Annotated in this window: 11 protein-coding genes; 9 read left to right on the top strand and 2 right to left on the bottom strand. The window is 64.8% G+C overall.

Features of this window, described 5'->3' with window-relative positions:
• Window positions 1-48 precede the first annotated feature (48 nt).
• On the bottom strand, window positions 49-1,221 hold the full coding sequence (locus F3J24_RS17545; protein ID WP_167009106.1) for a helix-turn-helix domain-containing protein: 1,173 nt from the start codon (window positions 1,219-1,221) through the stop codon (window positions 49-51).
• A gap of 158 nt (window positions 1,222-1,379) precedes the next feature.
• Between F3J24_RS17545 and F3J24_RS17540 the strand changes: the two genes are divergently transcribed.
• The 6 genes from F3J24_RS17540 to F3J24_RS17515 all read left to right on the top strand — a co-directional run bounded on the left by F3J24_RS17540 (window position 1,380) and on the right by F3J24_RS17515 (window position 8,079).
• Window positions 1,380-1,850: a (2Fe-2S)-binding protein gene (locus F3J24_RS17540; protein ID WP_167009104.1), complete on the top strand. Its 471-nt coding sequence runs from the start codon at window positions 1,380-1,382 to the stop codon at window positions 1,848-1,850.
• A gap of 33 nt (window positions 1,851-1,883) precedes the next feature.
• Window positions 1,884-4,271, top strand: a complete 2,388-nt coding sequence (locus tag F3J24_RS17535; protein WP_167009101.1) for a xanthine dehydrogenase family protein molybdopterin-binding subunit — start codon at window positions 1,884-1,886, stop codon at window positions 4,269-4,271.
• A 35-nt stretch (window positions 4,272-4,306) separates the two neighbouring features.
• Complete coding sequence (locus F3J24_RS17530) at window positions 4,307-5,092, top strand: xanthine dehydrogenase family protein subunit M (RefSeq protein ID WP_167009098.1); 786 nt, start codon at window positions 4,307-4,309, stop codon at window positions 5,090-5,092.
• 177 nt (window positions 5,093-5,269) lie between these two features.
• The gene (locus F3J24_RS17525; protein WP_167009095.1) at window positions 5,270-6,190 is read left to right on the top strand and encodes a MoxR family ATPase; all 921 of its coding nucleotides are present in this window, start codon (window positions 5,270-5,272) and stop codon (window positions 6,188-6,190) included.
• Window positions 6,177-7,418: a VWA domain-containing protein gene (locus tag F3J24_RS17520; protein ID WP_167009092.1), complete on the top strand. Its 1,242-nt coding sequence runs from the start codon at window positions 6,177-6,179 to the stop codon at window positions 7,416-7,418. Before F3J24_RS17525 ends, F3J24_RS17520 begins: the two co-directional genes overlap by 14 nt.
• Before the next feature lie 13 nt (window positions 7,419-7,431).
• Window positions 7,432-8,079, top strand: a complete 648-nt coding sequence (locus tag F3J24_RS17515; RefSeq protein WP_167009089.1) for a CoxG family protein — start codon at window positions 7,432-7,434, stop codon at window positions 8,077-8,079.
• Between the two features lie 63 nt (window positions 8,080-8,142).
• Here the strand turns inward: F3J24_RS17515 and F3J24_RS17510 are convergent, their stop codons facing one another.
• Window positions 8,143-8,526 (bottom strand): nuclear transport factor 2 family protein, encoded by a 384-nt coding sequence (locus F3J24_RS17510; protein WP_167009086.1) that lies wholly within the window; start codon window positions 8,524-8,526, stop codon window positions 8,143-8,145.
• Between the two features lie 268 nt (window positions 8,527-8,794).
• On the opposite strand from F3J24_RS17510, the gene F3J24_RS17505 reads away from it, so the two are divergent.
• The 3 genes from F3J24_RS17505 to F3J24_RS17495 are packed head-to-tail and all read left to right on the top strand — an operon-like array spanning window position 8,795 to window position 16,959.
• Window positions 8,795-10,564, top strand: coding sequence for an MdtA/MuxA family multidrug efflux RND transporter periplasmic adaptor subunit (locus F3J24_RS17505; protein WP_167009083.1), 1,770 nt, complete (start codon window positions 8,795-8,797; stop codon window positions 10,562-10,564).
• Between the two features lie 24 nt (window positions 10,565-10,588).
• A complete protein-coding gene (locus tag F3J24_RS17500; protein WP_167009080.1) occupies window positions 10,589-13,789 on the top strand; it encodes an MdtB/MuxB family multidrug efflux RND transporter permease subunit in 3,201 nt (1,066 codons plus the stop codon).
• Entirely contained in the window at window positions 13,786-16,959 is a 3,174-nt protein-coding gene (locus F3J24_RS17495; protein WP_167009078.1) for an efflux RND transporter permease subunit, read from the top strand. Before F3J24_RS17500 ends, F3J24_RS17495 begins: the two co-directional genes overlap by 4 nt.
• The last annotated feature ends 1 nt before the right edge of the window (window position 16,960 follow it).

Below are 16,960 nucleotides of genomic sequence, written 5' to 3'. Positions count from 1 at the left end.
GGGCAAATCCGGAGAGAGTCGAACTGCTTCGAACCAGGTCCAAGACTCTTATTTGCTGGCGAGTCGACGATAGAGCGTGGCCCGGCTCAATCCAAGGTTGCGGGCTGCCACGCTTACATTTCCGTGCGCCTCCTGCATGGCCTGCTGAATCAGCAGCAACTCGCTGGTGCGCAGTGGCGTGGCCATGGCATTGGCAGGTACTCCCCGGCTGGCTGTGCCGGAGCCTGTCATGACGGGCGCGCGCAGCAAGGGGCCGGCCTGTGCCAGCGCCAGCAGACGCAGCCCGGACCACAGCGGCAGTTGCAGTGGCGCCTCTGGCCGCTGCCGCGCATGCTCGATCAGATGGCTCCAGGGCAGGGCCAGCAGCTCATGGCTCTGAATCAGCGAGTCCTCCCCGGGGGCTTGCAGAGGACGTGGCGCCAGTTGCCTGGCCACGGTATTGCTGCCCAGCAATCGGCCTTCGGCATCAAACACCATCAGGCCTTCTCCCTCCTGGCCCAGCGGCCCGCCGGGCCAGTTCACGCGTAGCAGCAGGGTGTGAGGCAGGGCTCGCAGCAATCGATCTTCGATGGCGCGTGCGCAGCGCAGCGCCAGCAGCAGCAGCTCGGGCCGCTCGGGTACATCAATGCCGGTGATGTCCAGCATGCCCAGGCATTCGCCCTGAGGGCCGAATACCGGAGCACCTGCGCAGCTGTAGTCGCCCAGATCGTCAAAAAAATGCTCCTGCCTGTGCAGCCATACCGGGCTGAGTTCGGCCAGTGTCGCGCCTATGGCCGAGGTGCCCACGCCGCGCTCGGACAGGTCCACACCGACACGGCCCACGGCCAGCGCGCGCAGATCGCTATGGTCGACGGGGCCTTGCACTTCCAGTACCAGTCCCTGCGCATCGGTCAGCAGGCAGAAGTAGCGCATGGCACCCACGGCCGCGACCAGTTGCGTCATGACCGGGCTTGCGGCCTGCAGCAGCAACTGGTGCTTTTCCTGGGCGTGGCGCAACGCGTGAGGTCCGACGGCCTCGAACTCCACTGTTTGAGCGGGATGACGGCCCTGCGCCACGCAGCGCTGCCACGAGCGCCAGAGCCAGGGGGCAAGGCCAGACGGTACCAGCGCATGGGGTGAGTCCATCGCCAGCAACTGCTGCCTGGCCTGGGCAAGCAGGGAATGGCGTGCACCAGGATGGGCTGCGGCTTGCGCGAATGTGGCGAGGCTGGCGGGCGACATGCGGACTCCGGACAGTGTTTCATTTTGAGAATATCTGTGCGTGTTTCGCCTGGCTTGGGGGTCAACCCTAGCGCCTTGCATGGTGCTAACTGCCCACCATAGAGAGTGAGGTTGTGCTTTGTTACCCAATTCTTCGGATATAGGCAGGAGGCATCACGATGAATGTTCAGTTCACGGTCAATGGCCGCGCGGCCAGCATTGACGTCCCCCTCAATACCTTGCTGGTGCAGGCGCTGCGTGAACAGCTGCGCCTGACTGGCACCCATGTGGGCTGCGATACCAGCCAGTGCGGAGCCTGCACGGTGCTGGTCAATGGCAAGGCCATCAAGTCCTGCACCATGCTGGCCGTGCAGGCCCAGGGTGCCGAGGTCCAGACCATAGAGGGCATGGCCGCAGCCGATGGAACCATGCACCCCATGCAGGCGGCCTTCAAGCAGTGCCATGGCCTGCAGTGCGGCTTCTGCACGCCCGGCATGGTGATGAGTGCCGTGGACCTGTGCCGCCAGAAGCCTCAGGCCACCGATGCTGAGATCCGCGAACTGCTCGAAGGCAATATCTGCCGCTGCACGGGCTACCAGAACATCGTCGCCGCCGTCAAAGCGGGTCGCGACGGCATGAGCGCCACCTGAGCAGCGCATCACAACTAGAAGAGGAGACACACCATGGGTGCATCTGACTTTTCCAAGCTGCCGCATATCGGCGAAGCCGTCCTGCGCCGCGAGGATGATCGCTTTCTGACCGGAGCGGGCCAGTACACGGACGACATCACGCTGGGCGCACAGGCCTATGCGGTGTTTGTGCGCTCGCCCCATGCCCATGCGAGGCTGCGCAGCGTCAACGTGGATGCCGCCAGGGCGGCGGCGGGCGTGATCGGCATACTCACGGGGGCCGATGTGGCGGCAGCCGGCATCAACGGCCTGCCCTGCGGCTGGCTGATCACCAGCACCAATGGCGAGCCCATGAAGGAGCCGCCGCACCCGATTCTGGCCCTCGATACCGTGCGCTATGTGGGCGATCAGGTGGCCATGGTGGTTGCCGAGACCCTGCAGCAGGCGCGTGATGCGGCCGAGCTGGTGGAGGTTGACTACGAGGTGCTGCCTGCGGTGGTGAATGTGGCCGACGCGGCGGGCGGCAAAAAGCCCGGGGCCGTGGTCCACGAGATCGCTCCCGACAACCGTTGCTACCAGTGGGCGATTGGCGACAAGGCGGCTGTGGATGCGGTGTTTGCCGGCGCTGCCCATGTGACCCGGCTGGACCTGGTCAACAACCGCCTGATCCCCAATGCCATGGAGCCGCGCGTGGCCATAGGCAGCTACAACCGCGCCATGGATGAGTACACGCTGTACGTGGCCAACCAGAACCCGCATGTGGAGCGGCTGCTGATGACGGCCTTCGTCATGGGGCTGCCCGAGAGCAAGGTGCGAGTGATTGCGCCCGATGTAGGCGGCGGCTTTGGCTCCAAGATCTTTCTGTATGCCGAGGATGTCTGCCTCACCTGGGCTGCCAAGAAGCTCAACCGCAATATCAAGTGGACGGCCGATCGCAGCGAGTCCTTTCTGACCGATGCCCATGGCCGCGACCATGTCAGCCATGCCGAGATGGCCATGGATGCCGACGGCAAGTTCCTCGCCATGCGTGTGCACACCGACGCGAATCTGGGCGCCTATCTGTCCACTTTCGCCAGCGCGGTGCCCACCATTCTTTATGCAACATTGCTGGCGGGCCAGTACACCACGCCGCAAATCCACATCGAGGTCGATGCCTGGTTCACCAACACTTCGCCCGTGGATGCCTACCGGGGCGCTGGCCGTCCCGAGGCCACGTACCTGCTCGAGCGCCTGGTCAGCCGCTGTGCCTGGGAAATGAATCTGTCCCAGGCCGAGATCAGGCGCCGCAATTTCATCACCAGCTTTCCCTATCAGACGCCCGTGGCGCTGCAGTACGACGTCGGCGATTACCAGGCCTGCATGGATCAGGCCGAGCAACTGGCCGATGTGGCAGGCTTTGCGGCGCGGCGAGCAGCCAGCGAGGGCAGAGGCCTCAAGCGCGGCCTGGGCTACAGCAGCTACATCGAAGCCTGCGGTCTGGCTCCCAGCAATATTGCCGGGGCGCTGGGCGCACGTGCCGGTCTGTTCGAGTGCGGCGAGGTGCGCGTCCACCCCACGGGCAGCGTGACGGTGTTCACGGGCTCGCACAGTCATGGCCAGGGGCATGAGACGACTTTTGCCCAGGTGGTGGCGGCCCGGCTGGGCATTCCCGTCGAACATGTCGAGATCGTCCACGGCGATACGGGCCGTGTGCCCTTTGGCATGGGAACCTATGGCTCGCGCTCCATCAGCGTGGGAGGGGCGGCCATCATGAAGGCGCTGGACAAGATCGAGGCCAAGGCCAAGAAGATCGCCGCTCACCTGATGGAGGCCAGCGATGCCGACATCGATTTCGCGGGAGGCGAGTTCACGGTGCGCGGCACTGACAGAAAGCTGCCGTTTGCCCAGATTGCGCTGACGGCCTATGTGCCGCACAACTACCCTCTGGACAAGCTGGAGCCGGGGCTGGACGAGACTGCTTTCTACGACCCTACCAACTTCACCTTCCCGGCCGGCACCTATATCTGCGAAGTCGAGGTGGACCCTGCCACGGGCGTGGTGCGCGTCGACCGCTTCAGTGCCGTGGACGATTTCGGCACCATCATCAACCCCATGATCGTGGAGGGTCAGGTCCATGGCGGACTGGCCCAGGGCATAGGTCAGGCGCTGCTGGAGAACTGCGTCTACGACCGTGACTCGGGTCAGTTGCTGACCGGCAGTTTCATGGACTATGCCATGCCCCGCGCCGACGATCTGCCCGACTTCAAGCTGGGTACGGTCTGCACTCCCTGCACCCATAACCCGCTGGGTACCAAGGGTTGTGGCGAGGCCGGGGCCATAGGCTCGCCGCCGGCCGTGATCAACGCCGTGCTCGATGCCCTGCATTCGCTGGGTGTCAAGGATCTGGACATGCCTGCCAGCCCGCACCGCGTGTGGGAAGCCATCGATGCTGCACGCCCTTGAGTACACCCGACTGAGAGGAAGAGAGGACAACACATATGTATGCCTTCAGTTACTCCAATCCCCGGACGCTGGATGAGGTGAGCGCTGCCAGCGGCCAGTTTCTGGCCGGCGGTCAGAGCCTGATTCCTTCCATGAAGCTGCGCCTGGCCCAGCCCGGCGCGATTGTGGATCTCAATCAGGTCGATGGCCTGTCGGGAATCCGCGTCGGCGGCGATCAGGTCGAGATCGGCGCCATGACCCGTCATGCCGATGTTGCCGCCAGCCGCGAGGTGCAGGCCGCCATTCCCGCCCTGGCCGAGCTGGCCGGCGGTATTGGCGACCGCCAGGTGCGCGCGCGCGGCACGATTGGCGGCTCGCTGGCCAACAACGACCCTGCGGCCTGCTATCCCAGCGCGGTGCTGGGCCTGGGTGCCACCGTGGTCACCAGCCGGCGCGAGATTGCGGCAGACGACTTCTTTCAGGGCATGTACACCACGGCACTGGAAGAGGGGGAGCTGATCAAGGCTGTGCGCTTTCCCGTGCCCAGGACTGCGGCCTATATCAAGTTCAAGCAGCCCGCGTCGCGCTTTGCGCTGGTGGGCGTGTTTGTGGCACAGACGGCGCAGGGCGTGCGCGTGGCCGTGACCGGTGCGGGACTATCTGTCTTCCGCCATGCGGAGCTGGAAGCTGCGCTCAATCAGAGCTTTACTTCCGCAGCAGCCGCAGCGGTACCGATCGATGACAGCGAACTCAACAGCGATCTGCACGCGAGTGCGCGCTACCGGGCGCAGCTGATCAGCGTTCTGACACAGCGGGCGGTGGATCAACTGCTCTCTCCCTGAGCGGCGTTGTCTGAGTGGCTGCTCCTACTGGGCTTAGGGCAGTCTCGCCACGGGCAGGGCGAGTGGGCGGTCGGCATGGGCGCCTGCTTGCCGTCTCGTTGTGGCAGTGTGACGTTCATGGGATGTGATTTTGAATGAAAAGTGGCTTAATCCCTTATCAGTAAAGCGCAAGCAGCTATGAATACCGAAGTGAAGAGCGCTCTGCAGTCGGTGGATGGGCTGCTGGCCGCCTTGCAGGAGGTGGGCTATTTTGCAGACCGGCGTCTGGCCACGGCCGTGTTTCTCGCTCTCAGGCTTCAGCGGCCCCTGCTGCTGGAGGGCGAGCCGGGCGTCGGCAAGACCGCGCTAGCCCAGGCTTTGTCCCAGGTGCTGGAGCGGCAGCTGATCCGGCTGCAGTGCTATGACGGCCTGGAGCAGCGTGAAGCGCTGTATGAGTGGAATTACGCGGCGCAGCTGTTGCATCTGCGCGCGGCCGAGCTGCGTGGCGCGGCGGAACTGGAAGCTGTCGAGCAGGAGGTCTATCAGCCGCGCTATCTGGTACGCCGCCCTTTGCTGCAGGCCCTGCAGGCGCCCGCGCCTGGCGCGGTGCTGCTGATTGACGAGGTGGACCGGGCCGACGAGCCTTTCGAGGCCTTTTTGCTCGAGTATCTGGGCGAGTACCAGGTCAGCATTCCCGAACTGGGAGTCATCAGGGCCGAACTGCCGCCGGTCACCATTCTGACCAGCAATCGCACGCGCGATCTGCATGATGCGGTAAAGCGCCGCTGCCTCTACCACTGGCTGGACTATCCCGAGCGCGAACGCGAACTGGCCATTGTCCAGTCCAAGGTGCCAGAAGCCGGGGCGGCGTTGACCGAACAGATCGCCCGTTTTGTGGACCGGCTGCGCAGCCGCCCGTTTGCCGATGCGTTCGAGCGCACACCCGGCATTGCCGAAAGCGTGGAGTGGGCCAAGGCGTTGGTGGCGCTAGACACCCTGGTCATTGACCCCGAGCTGGTGCACGAGACGGCGGGCATTCTGTTCAAGCAGCGCGAAGATGTGGCGGCGCTCACGCCAGAGCGTCTGCAGCAATTGCTGGAGCCCGATGCCACAGCCTGAGCTGCAAGCGCAGTCGCCGGCCCGGCCCGCAAGCGTGAGCTGGTGGGGGGACGCGCGCAGCGGCAAGCTGCCCATCAATCTGCTGGGGTTCGGCCGTGCGCTGCGCCGTGCGGGGCTGGCGGTGGATGCCGAGCGCCTGGCATTGGCCCAGCAAGGCCTGATGCTGGTGGGCGTGAACCGCGAGGACATGGCCGCCGCGCTGGAGGCTGTGCTGGTCTCACGCGAACAGGACCTGGCGGTCTTTCGCGAATTGTTTGCTGCCTACTTTCGTAATCCCGAGGTGGCGCAGCAGCTTCTGAGCCAGCTGCTACCTGGCGCACCGGAGGCGGCCAGGCCGCGTCACAGGCCGCGTGTGCAGGAGGCCTTGTCAGCGATTCGTGCCGCACAGCAAAAGCCCGCGAGCGAGGAACTGACGCTGGATGCCGCCATGTCGGCCAGCGACCGGCACAGGCTGCAGCATGCGGATTTCAACCAGCTCAGTGCCAGCGAGTACCGCCTGGTCCAGCAGTTGGCACGTGATATCCGCTTGCCGCTGCCCAGCTATCGCAGTCGCAGAAGCGAGCTGCGCGCCTCGGGGTTGCGTGTGCACTGGCCCGCCAGTCTGAAAGCTGCGGCAGCCACGGGCGGCGAGCTGGCAAGTCTCAAATGGCGCAGGCGCAAGCGGCTGCCCATGCCCTGGCTGGCGCTGGTCGATGTGTCGGGCTCCATGGAGCGTTATGTGCGTCTGTTGCTGGCATTTCTGCACCAGGCCACCAGCCCCCGGCGCTATCCGCAGCTGCGTCGCCATGTCTACAGCATGGGAACCAGCCTGCAGGAGCTGAACCGGGCTTTTGCCCACAGCGACCCCGATGCCATGCTGGCCCAGCTCAATCGCGACATCGACGATTTCGGCGGCGGCACCTGCCTGGGGGAATGCCTGGCACAGCTGCACCGGCAGCAGGCGCGCCATCTGGTGGGCAGGCGTACCCTGGTGCTGCTGGTCAGCGACGGGCTGGATACCGGCGACAGTGCGCTGCTGGAGCGGGAGCTGCAGTGGCTGGCACGGCACAGCGCGCGCATTGTCTGGCTCAACCCCTTGTTGCGCTTTGACGGGTATGCCCCGCTGGCCAAAGGCGCGCAGGTGCTGCATCGTCACAGCCATGCCATGCTGGCCGTGCACAACCTGCAGTCATTGCAGCAACTGGCTGCCCATTTGGCGAAGCTGCTGCAACTGCCGCACCGAGATTGAAAAGGAGAACACCATGGAAATGCATGCCAGCCGTCCTCTTGCCGTGAGCCAGCAGCAGGCCTGGGAGGCGCTCAACGATCCGCAAACCTTGCAGCAATGCCTGGCCGGCTGCGAGAAGTTCGAGGATGCGGGCGATGGCTCCTATGCCGTGATCATGTCCGTGAAGATCGGTCCGGTATCGGCCAAGTTCAACGGCCGGGTCACGCTGTCGGACGTGCAGCCGCCCAAGAGCTACACGATTGCCTTTGAAGGGCAGGGCGGTGTGGCCGGCTTCGGCAAGGGCCAGGCCAAGGTGGATCTGACTCCCACCGATGAACGCCACTGCGAGCTGCAGTACGAGGTGCAGGCCCAGGTCGGCGGCAAGATTGCCCAGTTGGGCCAGCGCCTGATCGACGGCGCGGCCAAGAGCATGGCGGAGGATTTCTTTGCGCGCTTCGAAACCTTGATGCAGCAGCGTCACGCTGGCGAGCCGCCCGAAGACGAAGGCGGTTCAGAGGAGCTGGATACACGCTCCTGGGAGCATGACGCGGCTTCCACCAGCTATGCCCCGCTGGACGCCACACCCTCGGCGCCACCGCGCGAATCGTCTGGCATCCCCGTCTGGGCCTGGGGCCTGGGGGCTGTCATCGTGCTGGGCGCGCTCTGGCTGCTGACTCGCTGACCAGCGCATGAATAAAAAAGCCCCTGAGCCTGAAGCCAGGGGCTTGGTGCAGGTGGCTTGGCCTTATTGAGGCTGGGCGTGGAAAGCCTTGTTGGCGATCTTCCAGCCCTGCTCGGTCTTGAGCAGCACAAAGTAGTCGGTAAAGGTCACGGCGCCATGGTAGAGAGTGACCTTGGCCATGGCGGCCGTGCCCACGATGTCCAGGGAGTCGATGACGCGGCGACGCGTGGCTTCGTCGGCAGCGGGCATGTTCTTGAAGCGCTGGCAGTAGAAGTCCAGGTCCCAGGATGTCAGCGGGCCTTCGCGCACGGACTCCAGCCGCGCCGTAGGCATGAAGGCTGCGCGCATGTGTTCGGCCTTGTCTTCGGCATGGCCGCGCATGTACAGCTCCAGCGGCACGCGCACGGCGGCTTCTTCGGGGTGATTGGTCAGGCGTTCGGTGGTCATATGGGTTTCTCCTTGGAGCCGGATTCCTTGCGCCGCAAGGCGGACGCAGCAAGGGGCAGTGTCAGCCGCCAAGCATGAGGCCTCAAAACGCCGGCATTGCGACTATGAAAGTCAGCACTGTTTTAGTCTGCCAAGAGGGAACTTCACGAGGTAAACCCGAGGTAAAGCAGGGGTAAATGCTGGCAAAGCCGGCGCTGCCAGACCAGGAATTTGCTTGCAACTGGATACCATTGGCGCCAATTCAGGCTCGAAATTCCTGCGCTCAACCATGTCCAGCTCATCCAATCTGCACCCCAATCGTCAATCCTTACAGCAGGGCAAGGTCCGGCCTGCCTTGCTTGTCACTGTGGTGCTCGCTGTGGCGGCCGCTGGTGGCGGCTATTGGTGGTATACGCAAAAACAGAGTGCAAGTGGCGATACGTCTGTGTCTGCAGCTCCTAAACAAGGAGCGGGTGGGCCTGGCGCTCGCGCCGGGCGCAACGGTCGCGCAGGGCCAGGCGGCCCCGGCGGCATGAGCCAGGCTCAGCCTGTGAGCGTAGGCGTGGTGGAGCAGCGTGACATGCGTGTGCTCGTCAGCGCCATTGGCACCATGAATGCACGTGCCACGGCTGTGGTACGTGCCAAGGTTTCGGGCGAGCTGCTCAAGCTGCACTTCAAGGAAGGTGACGAGGTCAAGGCTGGTCAGTTGCTGGCCGAGATCGACCCGCGCAGTTTTGCGGCCTCGCTGGCGCAGGTGCAGGGCTCTTTGGCACGCGATCAGGCCCAGCTCAAGAATGCGCAGCTGGATCTGCAGCGCTACAAGGAGCTGCAGGCCCAGGACTCGATTGCCCGCCAGCAGGTCGATACCCAGGCCGCACTGGTGCGCCAACTGCAGGGCACGGTAGCGGCGGATCAGGGCCAGGTCGATGCGGCCAAGCTGCAGCTGAGCTATACCAGGATCACGGCCCCCATCTCGGGCCGCCTCGGCCTGCGCCAGGCCGACCTCGGCAACGTGGTCAACCCTTCCGATACCAACGGGCTGGTGACGATCACCCAGATTCGCCCCATCGATGCCGTTTTCTCCGTCCCCGAAGCCCATGTCGGGACGCTGGCCCAGCAGTTGCGAGAGGGCAAGGCCATGCCCGTCGAACTCTGGGACCGCGAGCAAAAGCAGATGCTGGCCAAGGGCCAGCTCAATGCGCTGGACAACACCATCGACACGACCACGGGCACGGTCAAGGCCAAGGCATCGTTCGACAATGCGGAGCGCAAGCTGTTCGCGAATCAGTTCGTCAACGTCAAGCTGCAGCTGCGCCAGATCGATCAGGCGCTGGTCGTGCCCGCGAATGCGGTGCAGAACAACTTTGTCTATCTGGTCAAGCCCGACAACACGGTCACGCAGCGCAAGATCACGGTGGGGGTGACGGATGGTGACTATGTAAGCGTGCGCGGCGAGCTGGAGCCCGGCGACAAGGTGGTGACCGACGGCATCGACCGCCTGCGCGAAGGCGCGCAGGTGACGGTGGTGGACTCCGAAAAAGTCAAGAAGGTCGACCAGGCCGTGCAGGATGCTGCCAACCAGCCGCGCGGGATGATGCGCAACCTCAGTCCCGAGCAGCGTGAAAAAGTCTCCAAGATGACGCCCGAGGAACGCAAGGAGTTCTTCCAGAAGCTGCGCGCCGAGCGCGGCGGAAATGGCGGCAATGCGGGCCCAGGCCCAGGACCTCGTGGCGCGGACGCCCGTGGCGATCAGCCGCGTGAGGCACAAGGCAGTCCCGCCAAGGCCGATGCGAAGCCGGATGCCAAGCCTGCCGCTGCGAACGAGGCCAGACCTCAGGCCGGCGCCGAGCGTGGTGACGGCGGCGAGGGCCGAGCCGAAAGAGCCGAGGGCCGGGGTGACCGCCCCCAGCTGAGTCCCGAGCAGCGCGCCAAGCTGGAGGCCCTGTCGCCGGAAGAGCGCCGTGCCTTCTTCCAGAAGCTGCGCGCCGAGCGCGAAGCCAGTGGTCAGACCGGTACGGCAGCTGGCGGCAAGGGCGACAGCAGCGGCGCAGCTCGCTGAGCATAGTCAGAGCCTGCGGCCATCATGAATCTCTCGCGCCTCTTCATTCTCAGGCCCATCGCCACCAGCTTGCTGATGGTGGCGGTGCTGATCTCGGGCATTCTTGCCTACCGCCTGCTGCCCATCTCGGCCCTGCCCGAGGTGGACTATCCCACCATACAGGTCACCACCCTCTACCCCGGGGCCAGCCCCGATGTGATGACCTCCAACGTCACGGCTCCGCTGGAGCGCCAGTTCGGTCAGATGCCGGGGCTGGATCAGATGTCCTCGACCAGTTCGGGCGGCGCATCGGTCATCAGCCTGCGCTTTGCGCTCGATATGTCCATGGACGTGGCCGAGCAGCAGGTGCAGGCCGCTATTAACGCGGGCACCAATCTGCTGCCCAGCGATCTGCCCATGCCCCCGCTCTACAGCAAGGTCAACCCGGCCGATGCGCCGGTGCTGACGCTGGCCATCAGCTCGCCTTCGCTGCCCGTCATCAGGATCAACGACCTGGTGGAGAACCGCCTTGCGCCCAAGCTCTCCCAGGTCAAGGGTGTGGGTCTGGTGGCGATTGCCGGCGCGCGCCGCCCGGCCGTGCGCATTCAGGCCAATCCGGCTGCGCTGGCCAGCTTCGGCATGACGCTGGATGATGTGCGCACCGCCATCTCGGCGGCCAACGTCAAGACCGCCAAGGGCAGCTTTGACGGCCCCAACCGCGCATCGACCATCGATGCCAACGACCAGATGCAGTCGGCGGCCGAGTACCGCAACCTCATCATCGCCTTCAAGAACGGCAATCCCGTGCGCCTGTCCGATGTGGCGCAGACCGTGGACGACGCCGAGAACACGCGTCTGGCCGCCTGGTCGGGCACACCGGAGACCGGCTCCAAGTCGGCCGTGATTCTCAATATCCGTCGCCAGCCCGGCGCGAACGTGATCGAGACGGTCGATGCCATCAAGAACCTGCTGCCCCAGCTCAAGGAGACGCTGCCTGCCTCCGTCGACGTGCAGGTGCTGACCGACCGCACCGTGACCATTCGCGCCTCGGTCAAGGACATGCAGTTCGAGCTGGCCCTGGCCATCGCCCTGGTGGTGATGGTGATCTTCCTGTTTCTGCGCAGCGCATCGGCCACGCTGATTCCCAGCGTGGCGGTGCCGTTGTCGCTGATAGGCACCTTCGGCGTCATGTATCTGGCGGGCTTTTCCATCAACAACCTCACGCTGATGGCCCTGACCATTGCCACGGGCTTTGTGGTGGACGATGCCATCGTGATGATCGAGAACATTGCCCGCTATGTGGAAAAGGGTGAGGCGCCCATGCAGGCCGCACTCAAGGGTGCCAAGCAGATCGGCTTCACCATCATCTCGCTGACAATCTCCCTGGTCGCGGTGCTGATTCCGCTGCTGTTCATGGGAGATGTGGTGGGGCGTCTGTTCCACGAATTCGCCATCACCATGACGGTGGCGATTCTGATCTCGGCGGTGGTTTCGCTCACGCTGACCCCCATGCTGTGCGCGCGCCTGCTGCGCCACCAGCCCGAGGGCGAGAAGAACCAGGCGCAGTCCAAGGGCTTCGGCGCTGCGGTCGCGCGCTTTTTCGACAAGGTGATTGCCGAGTACGGCCGCATGCTGACCTGGGTGCTGGATCACAGCAAGCTGACCTGGCTGGTGTTCATCGCCACGCTGGTGGTCACGGTGCTGCTGTACTTCGTCGTGCCCAAGGGCTTCTTCCCCGAGCAGGATACGGGCACGATTGCCGCGACCACCGAGGCTGACCAGTCCATCTCCTTTGCCGCCATGGCCGAGCGCCAGCAGGCGCTGGCCGAGCATTTGCTGAAGGACCCGGCCGTGGCTTCCATCTCCTCGTTTATCGGTGTCGATGGAACCAATACCACGCTGAATACCGGCCGCATTCAGATCGACCTCAAGCCCCATGCCCAGCGTGACCGCCTGCCGGTGGTGCTCAATCGCCTGACCGACGACTCCCAGGTCGTGCCCGGCATTCGCCTCTATGCCCAGCCTGTGCAGGATCTGACGATAGAGGACCGCCAGGCCCGCACCCAGTATCAGCTGCTGCTCTCCTCGCCGGACATGAATCAGCTGACGGCCAGCACCCGAATTCTGGTGGAGCGTCTGCAGCAACTGCCCCAGTTGCTCGATGTGAGCAGCGATCTGCAGAACCAGGGCCGTCAGGCCTATGTGCAGATCGACCGTGCCCAGGCCAGCCGCCTCGGCGTGACGGTCTCGTCGGTGGACTCGGCCCTCTACAACGCTTTCGGTCAGCGCCTGATCTCCACCATCTTCACGCAATCCAACCAGTACCGGGTGGTGCTGGAGGTGGCGCCGCAGTTCAAGATTGGGCCCGAGGCCTTGCAGAACATCTATGCTGCATCCAGCAACGGAGCGCCGGTGCCGCTGTCCTCGATTGCCACGGTGAGCGAGCGCCCGATGGCACTGGCCGTCAACCATGTGGGGCAGTTGCCTGCGGCCACCATTTCGTTCAACACCGCATCCGGCGTGTCGCTGGGCCGTGCGGTGGAGGCGGCCCAGGCCGTCATCGGGCAGCTGCGCGACGAAGGGCAGATCCCGCTGTCGGTGGACTCGCAGTTCCAGGGCGCGGCGCTGGCTTTCCAGGCCTCGCTGTCCAATACCCTGCTGCTGGTGCTGGCCGCCATCATCACCATGTACATCGTGCTGGGCGTGCTGTATGAGAGCACGATTCACCCGATCACGATTCTCTCCACCCTGCCGTCGGCGGGCGTGGGGGCGCTGCTGGCCTTGCTGGTGTCGGGTCTGGATCTGGACATCATCGCCATCATCGGCATCATCTTGCTGATCGGCATCGTCAAGAAGAACGCCATCATGATGATCGACTTCGCGCTGGACGCCCAGCGTGAGGAGGGCATGAACGCGCGTGATGCGATCTACCAGGCCTGTCTGCTGCGCTTCCGCCCGATTCTCATGACCACGCTGGCAGCCTTGCTGAGTGCGCTGCCCATGATGCTGGGAACGGGCGTGGGCAGCGAGCTGCGCCAGCCGCTGGGCGTGACCCTGGTGGGCGGTCTGCTGCTGAGCCAGCTGCTGACCCTGTTCACCACGCCGGTGATCTATCTGACCTTTGAGAACTGGGCCGAGGGCTGGCGCACCAGGCGCGGCCTGCCAGCCGTCAAGCATGTGCCGCATTCCGAAGCCGAAGTCATGGGCGAGGCCGAGGATGGCGGCAGGGACGGGGCGCGTCCATGAGTATCTCCACGCCCTTCATCTTCCGGCCCATTGCGACCATGCTGCTGACCATAGGCATGGCCCTGGTGGGCGGCGTGGCCTATTTTCTGCTGCCGGTGGCGCCGTTGCCGCAGGTGGACTATCCGACGATTTCTGTGACCGCCAGCCTGCCCGGCGCGGCGCCGGATACCATGGCGGCCACCGTGGCCACGCCGCTGGAGCGTGCCCTGGGCGCGATTGCCGGCGTCAACGAGATGACGTCCAGCTCCAGCATGGGCAGCACGCGCATCACGCTGCAGTTCGATCTGACGCGCACCGTGGACAGCGCCGCCCATGACGTGCAGGCCGCCATCAATGCGGCGCGCACGCTGCTGCCCTCGGGCATGCCGGGCAACCCGACCTATCGCAAGGTCAACCCGGCAGACGCGCCCATCATGATTCTGGCGCTGACATCCCAGTCCCTCACGCGTGGTCAGATGTATGACGCGGCCTCCACGGTGCTGGCACAGAAGCTGGCCCAGGTCGAAGGCGTGGGCCAGGCATCGATCAACGGCGGCGCGTTGCCGGCCGTGCGCGTGGAGCTGGATCCGGTGCGTCTGGCGGCCAATGGTGTATCGCTGGATGCCGTGCGTACGGCCATCACCGCCACCAATGCCAATCGCCCCCTGGGAGCCGTGGAGCGTGAAGACCATTACTGGCAGGTGGCGACCAACGACCAGGCTCGTACCGCCGCCGAATACGCGCCCCTGGTGCTGCGCTGGAACAACGGCAATGCGGTGCGGCTGTCTGATGTGGCCGACGTCACCGACTCCGTGCAGGACATACGCAACTACGGCGTCATGAACGGCAAGCCCGCCGTGCTGCTGCAGGTGTTCAAGCAGCCCGACGCCAATATCCTGCAGGCCGTGGACAAGGTGCGCGCCATGCTGCCCCAGCTCAGGGCATCGATCAATCCGGCCATCGACGTCACGGTGATCTCGGACCGTACGCCCACGCTGCGCGCCTCGGTCAAGGAGGTGCAGAACGCGCTGCTGATCTCGATAGCGCTGGTCATCATGGTGGTGTTCGTCTTTCTGCGCCGGCTGCGTGCCACGCTGATTCCGGCCGTGGCCGTGCCCGCCTCGCTGATGGGTACCTTCGGCATCATGTACCTGTGTGGCTACACGCTGGACAATCTCTCGCTGATGGCGCTGACGGTGGCCGCAGGCTTTGTGGTGGACGATGCCATCGTGGTGCTGGAGAACGTGATGCGCCACATGGAGCGCGGCAAGTCCGCGATGCAGGCGGCCATCGAAGGCGCGCGCGAAATCGGTTTCACCGTGGTCTCCATGAGCCTGTCGCTGATTGCGGTGTTCGTGCCCATTCTGTTCATGGCCGGCATCGTGGGGCGCTTCTTTCGTGAATTTGCCGTGGTCATGTCGGCGGCGATTCTGGTCTCCATGATCATCTCGCTGACCACCACGCCCATGATGTGCGCGGCCCTGCTGCGCACGCCTGCCGACGAGGAGCGCAGACGCGCCGAGCGTGCCCGGCGCCCGTTCACGCGCCGCTGGGATGCCTTCTGGCTGCGTGTCTCGCTGGCCATGGATCGCTTCGAGGCGCGTGTGACGGCGCTGTACCGCCGCACCCTGGCCTGGGGGCTACGCCACCAGCCCGTGGTACTGCTCAGTCTGGTGGCGGTCATCGGCCTCAACATCCATCTCTACCAGACCATAGACAAGGGCTTCATGCCCAGCGAGGACACGGGCCGCGTCATGGGCTTCATCCGTGCCGACCAGTCCACGTCCTTTCAGGCCATGGAGCGCCGCATCAAGCGTTTTCTCGATGTGGTGCAGCAGGACCCGGCCGTGGAGTATGTGACCGGCTTTACCGGCGGCGGCCAGGCCAACTCGGCCAATATGTTCATGTCGCTCAAACCCATGGCCGAGCGCAAGGTGTCGAGCGACGAGGTCATCAACCGCCTGCGTGAAAAGCTCAAGGACGAACCCGGTGCGCGTCTGTTCATGATGACCCAGAGCGATGTGCGCATTGGCGGGCGCCAGAGCATGTCCTCCTATCAGTACACGCTGCAGGCCGACGATACGGCCGAGCTGCGCCTGTGGGAGCCGCGCATCCGTCAGGTGCTGTCCACCCTGCCGGAGCTGACCGATGTCAACAGCGATGTGCAGGACAACGGCATGCAGACCAAGCTGGTCATAGACCGCGACCAGGCCACTCGCCTGGGCCTGACCGTGGCGCAGATCGACAATACGCTCAACGATGCCTTCGGCCAGCGCCAGGTGGGCGTGATCTACAACCCGCTCAACCAGTACCGTGTGGTGATGACGGCCTCGTCCCAGTATCTGCAGAGCCCGGAGACACTGCGCGGCTTCTTCTTCGTCAACAGCGCGGGCCAGCAGATTCCGCTGACGGCCTTTGCCAAGATCACCACCTCGACCACGCCGCTGTCCGTGCAGCACCAGAGCGGCACGCCGGCCAGCACCGTGAGCTACAACCTGGCGCCCAATGTCTCGCTGTCGCAGGCCAATGACGCGATCCGCAATGCCATGCTGGAGCTGGGCGTTCCGGTGTCCATTCGCGGCAGCTTCAGCGGCTCGGCCGGGGCCTTCCAGCAGGCGCTGGCCGGCCAGCCCCTGCTGATTCTTGCGGCCATCCTCACCATCTATCTGGTGCTGGGCATCCTCTACGAGAACCTCGTCCATCCGCTGACGATTCTGTCCACCTTGCCCTCGGCCGGCGTGGGGGCGCTGCTGGCGCTGATGTGGTTCAAGACCGAGTTCTCGCTGATCGCCTTCATCGGCGTGATCCTGCTGATCGGACTGGTCAAGAAGAACGCCATCATGATGATCGACTTCGCACTGGAGCGCGAGAAAGGCGGCCATGCCACGGCGGCCCAGGCCATCTATCGGGCCTGCCACCTGCGCCTGCGCCCCATTCTGATGACCACCATGGCGGCCCTGTTCGGTGCGCTGCCCCTGGCCCTGGGCCGGGGCGATGGTGCCGAGCTGCGCCAGCCCCTGGGCATCGCGATCGTGGGCGGCCTGCTGCTGAGCCAGTTGCTCACGCTCTACACCACGCCCGTGGTCTATGTGCTGCTGGACCGTGTGCGCCGCAGCGTGTTGCGCCTCTGGGCGCGCCGTCCGGCCAGAAGGTGCGGCGGCCAGGCCTCTGCCATCGCTGAGGCGAAGTGAG

The sequence above is a fragment of the Comamonas sp. Tr-654 genome, from assembly GCF_011752915.1.
Classification (GTDB): Bacteria; Pseudomonadota; Gammaproteobacteria; order Burkholderiales; family Burkholderiaceae_C; genus Comamonas.
The sequence above is the reverse complement of the archived record's forward strand: the minus strand, read 5'-3'. Positions and strand labels throughout refer to the sequence as shown.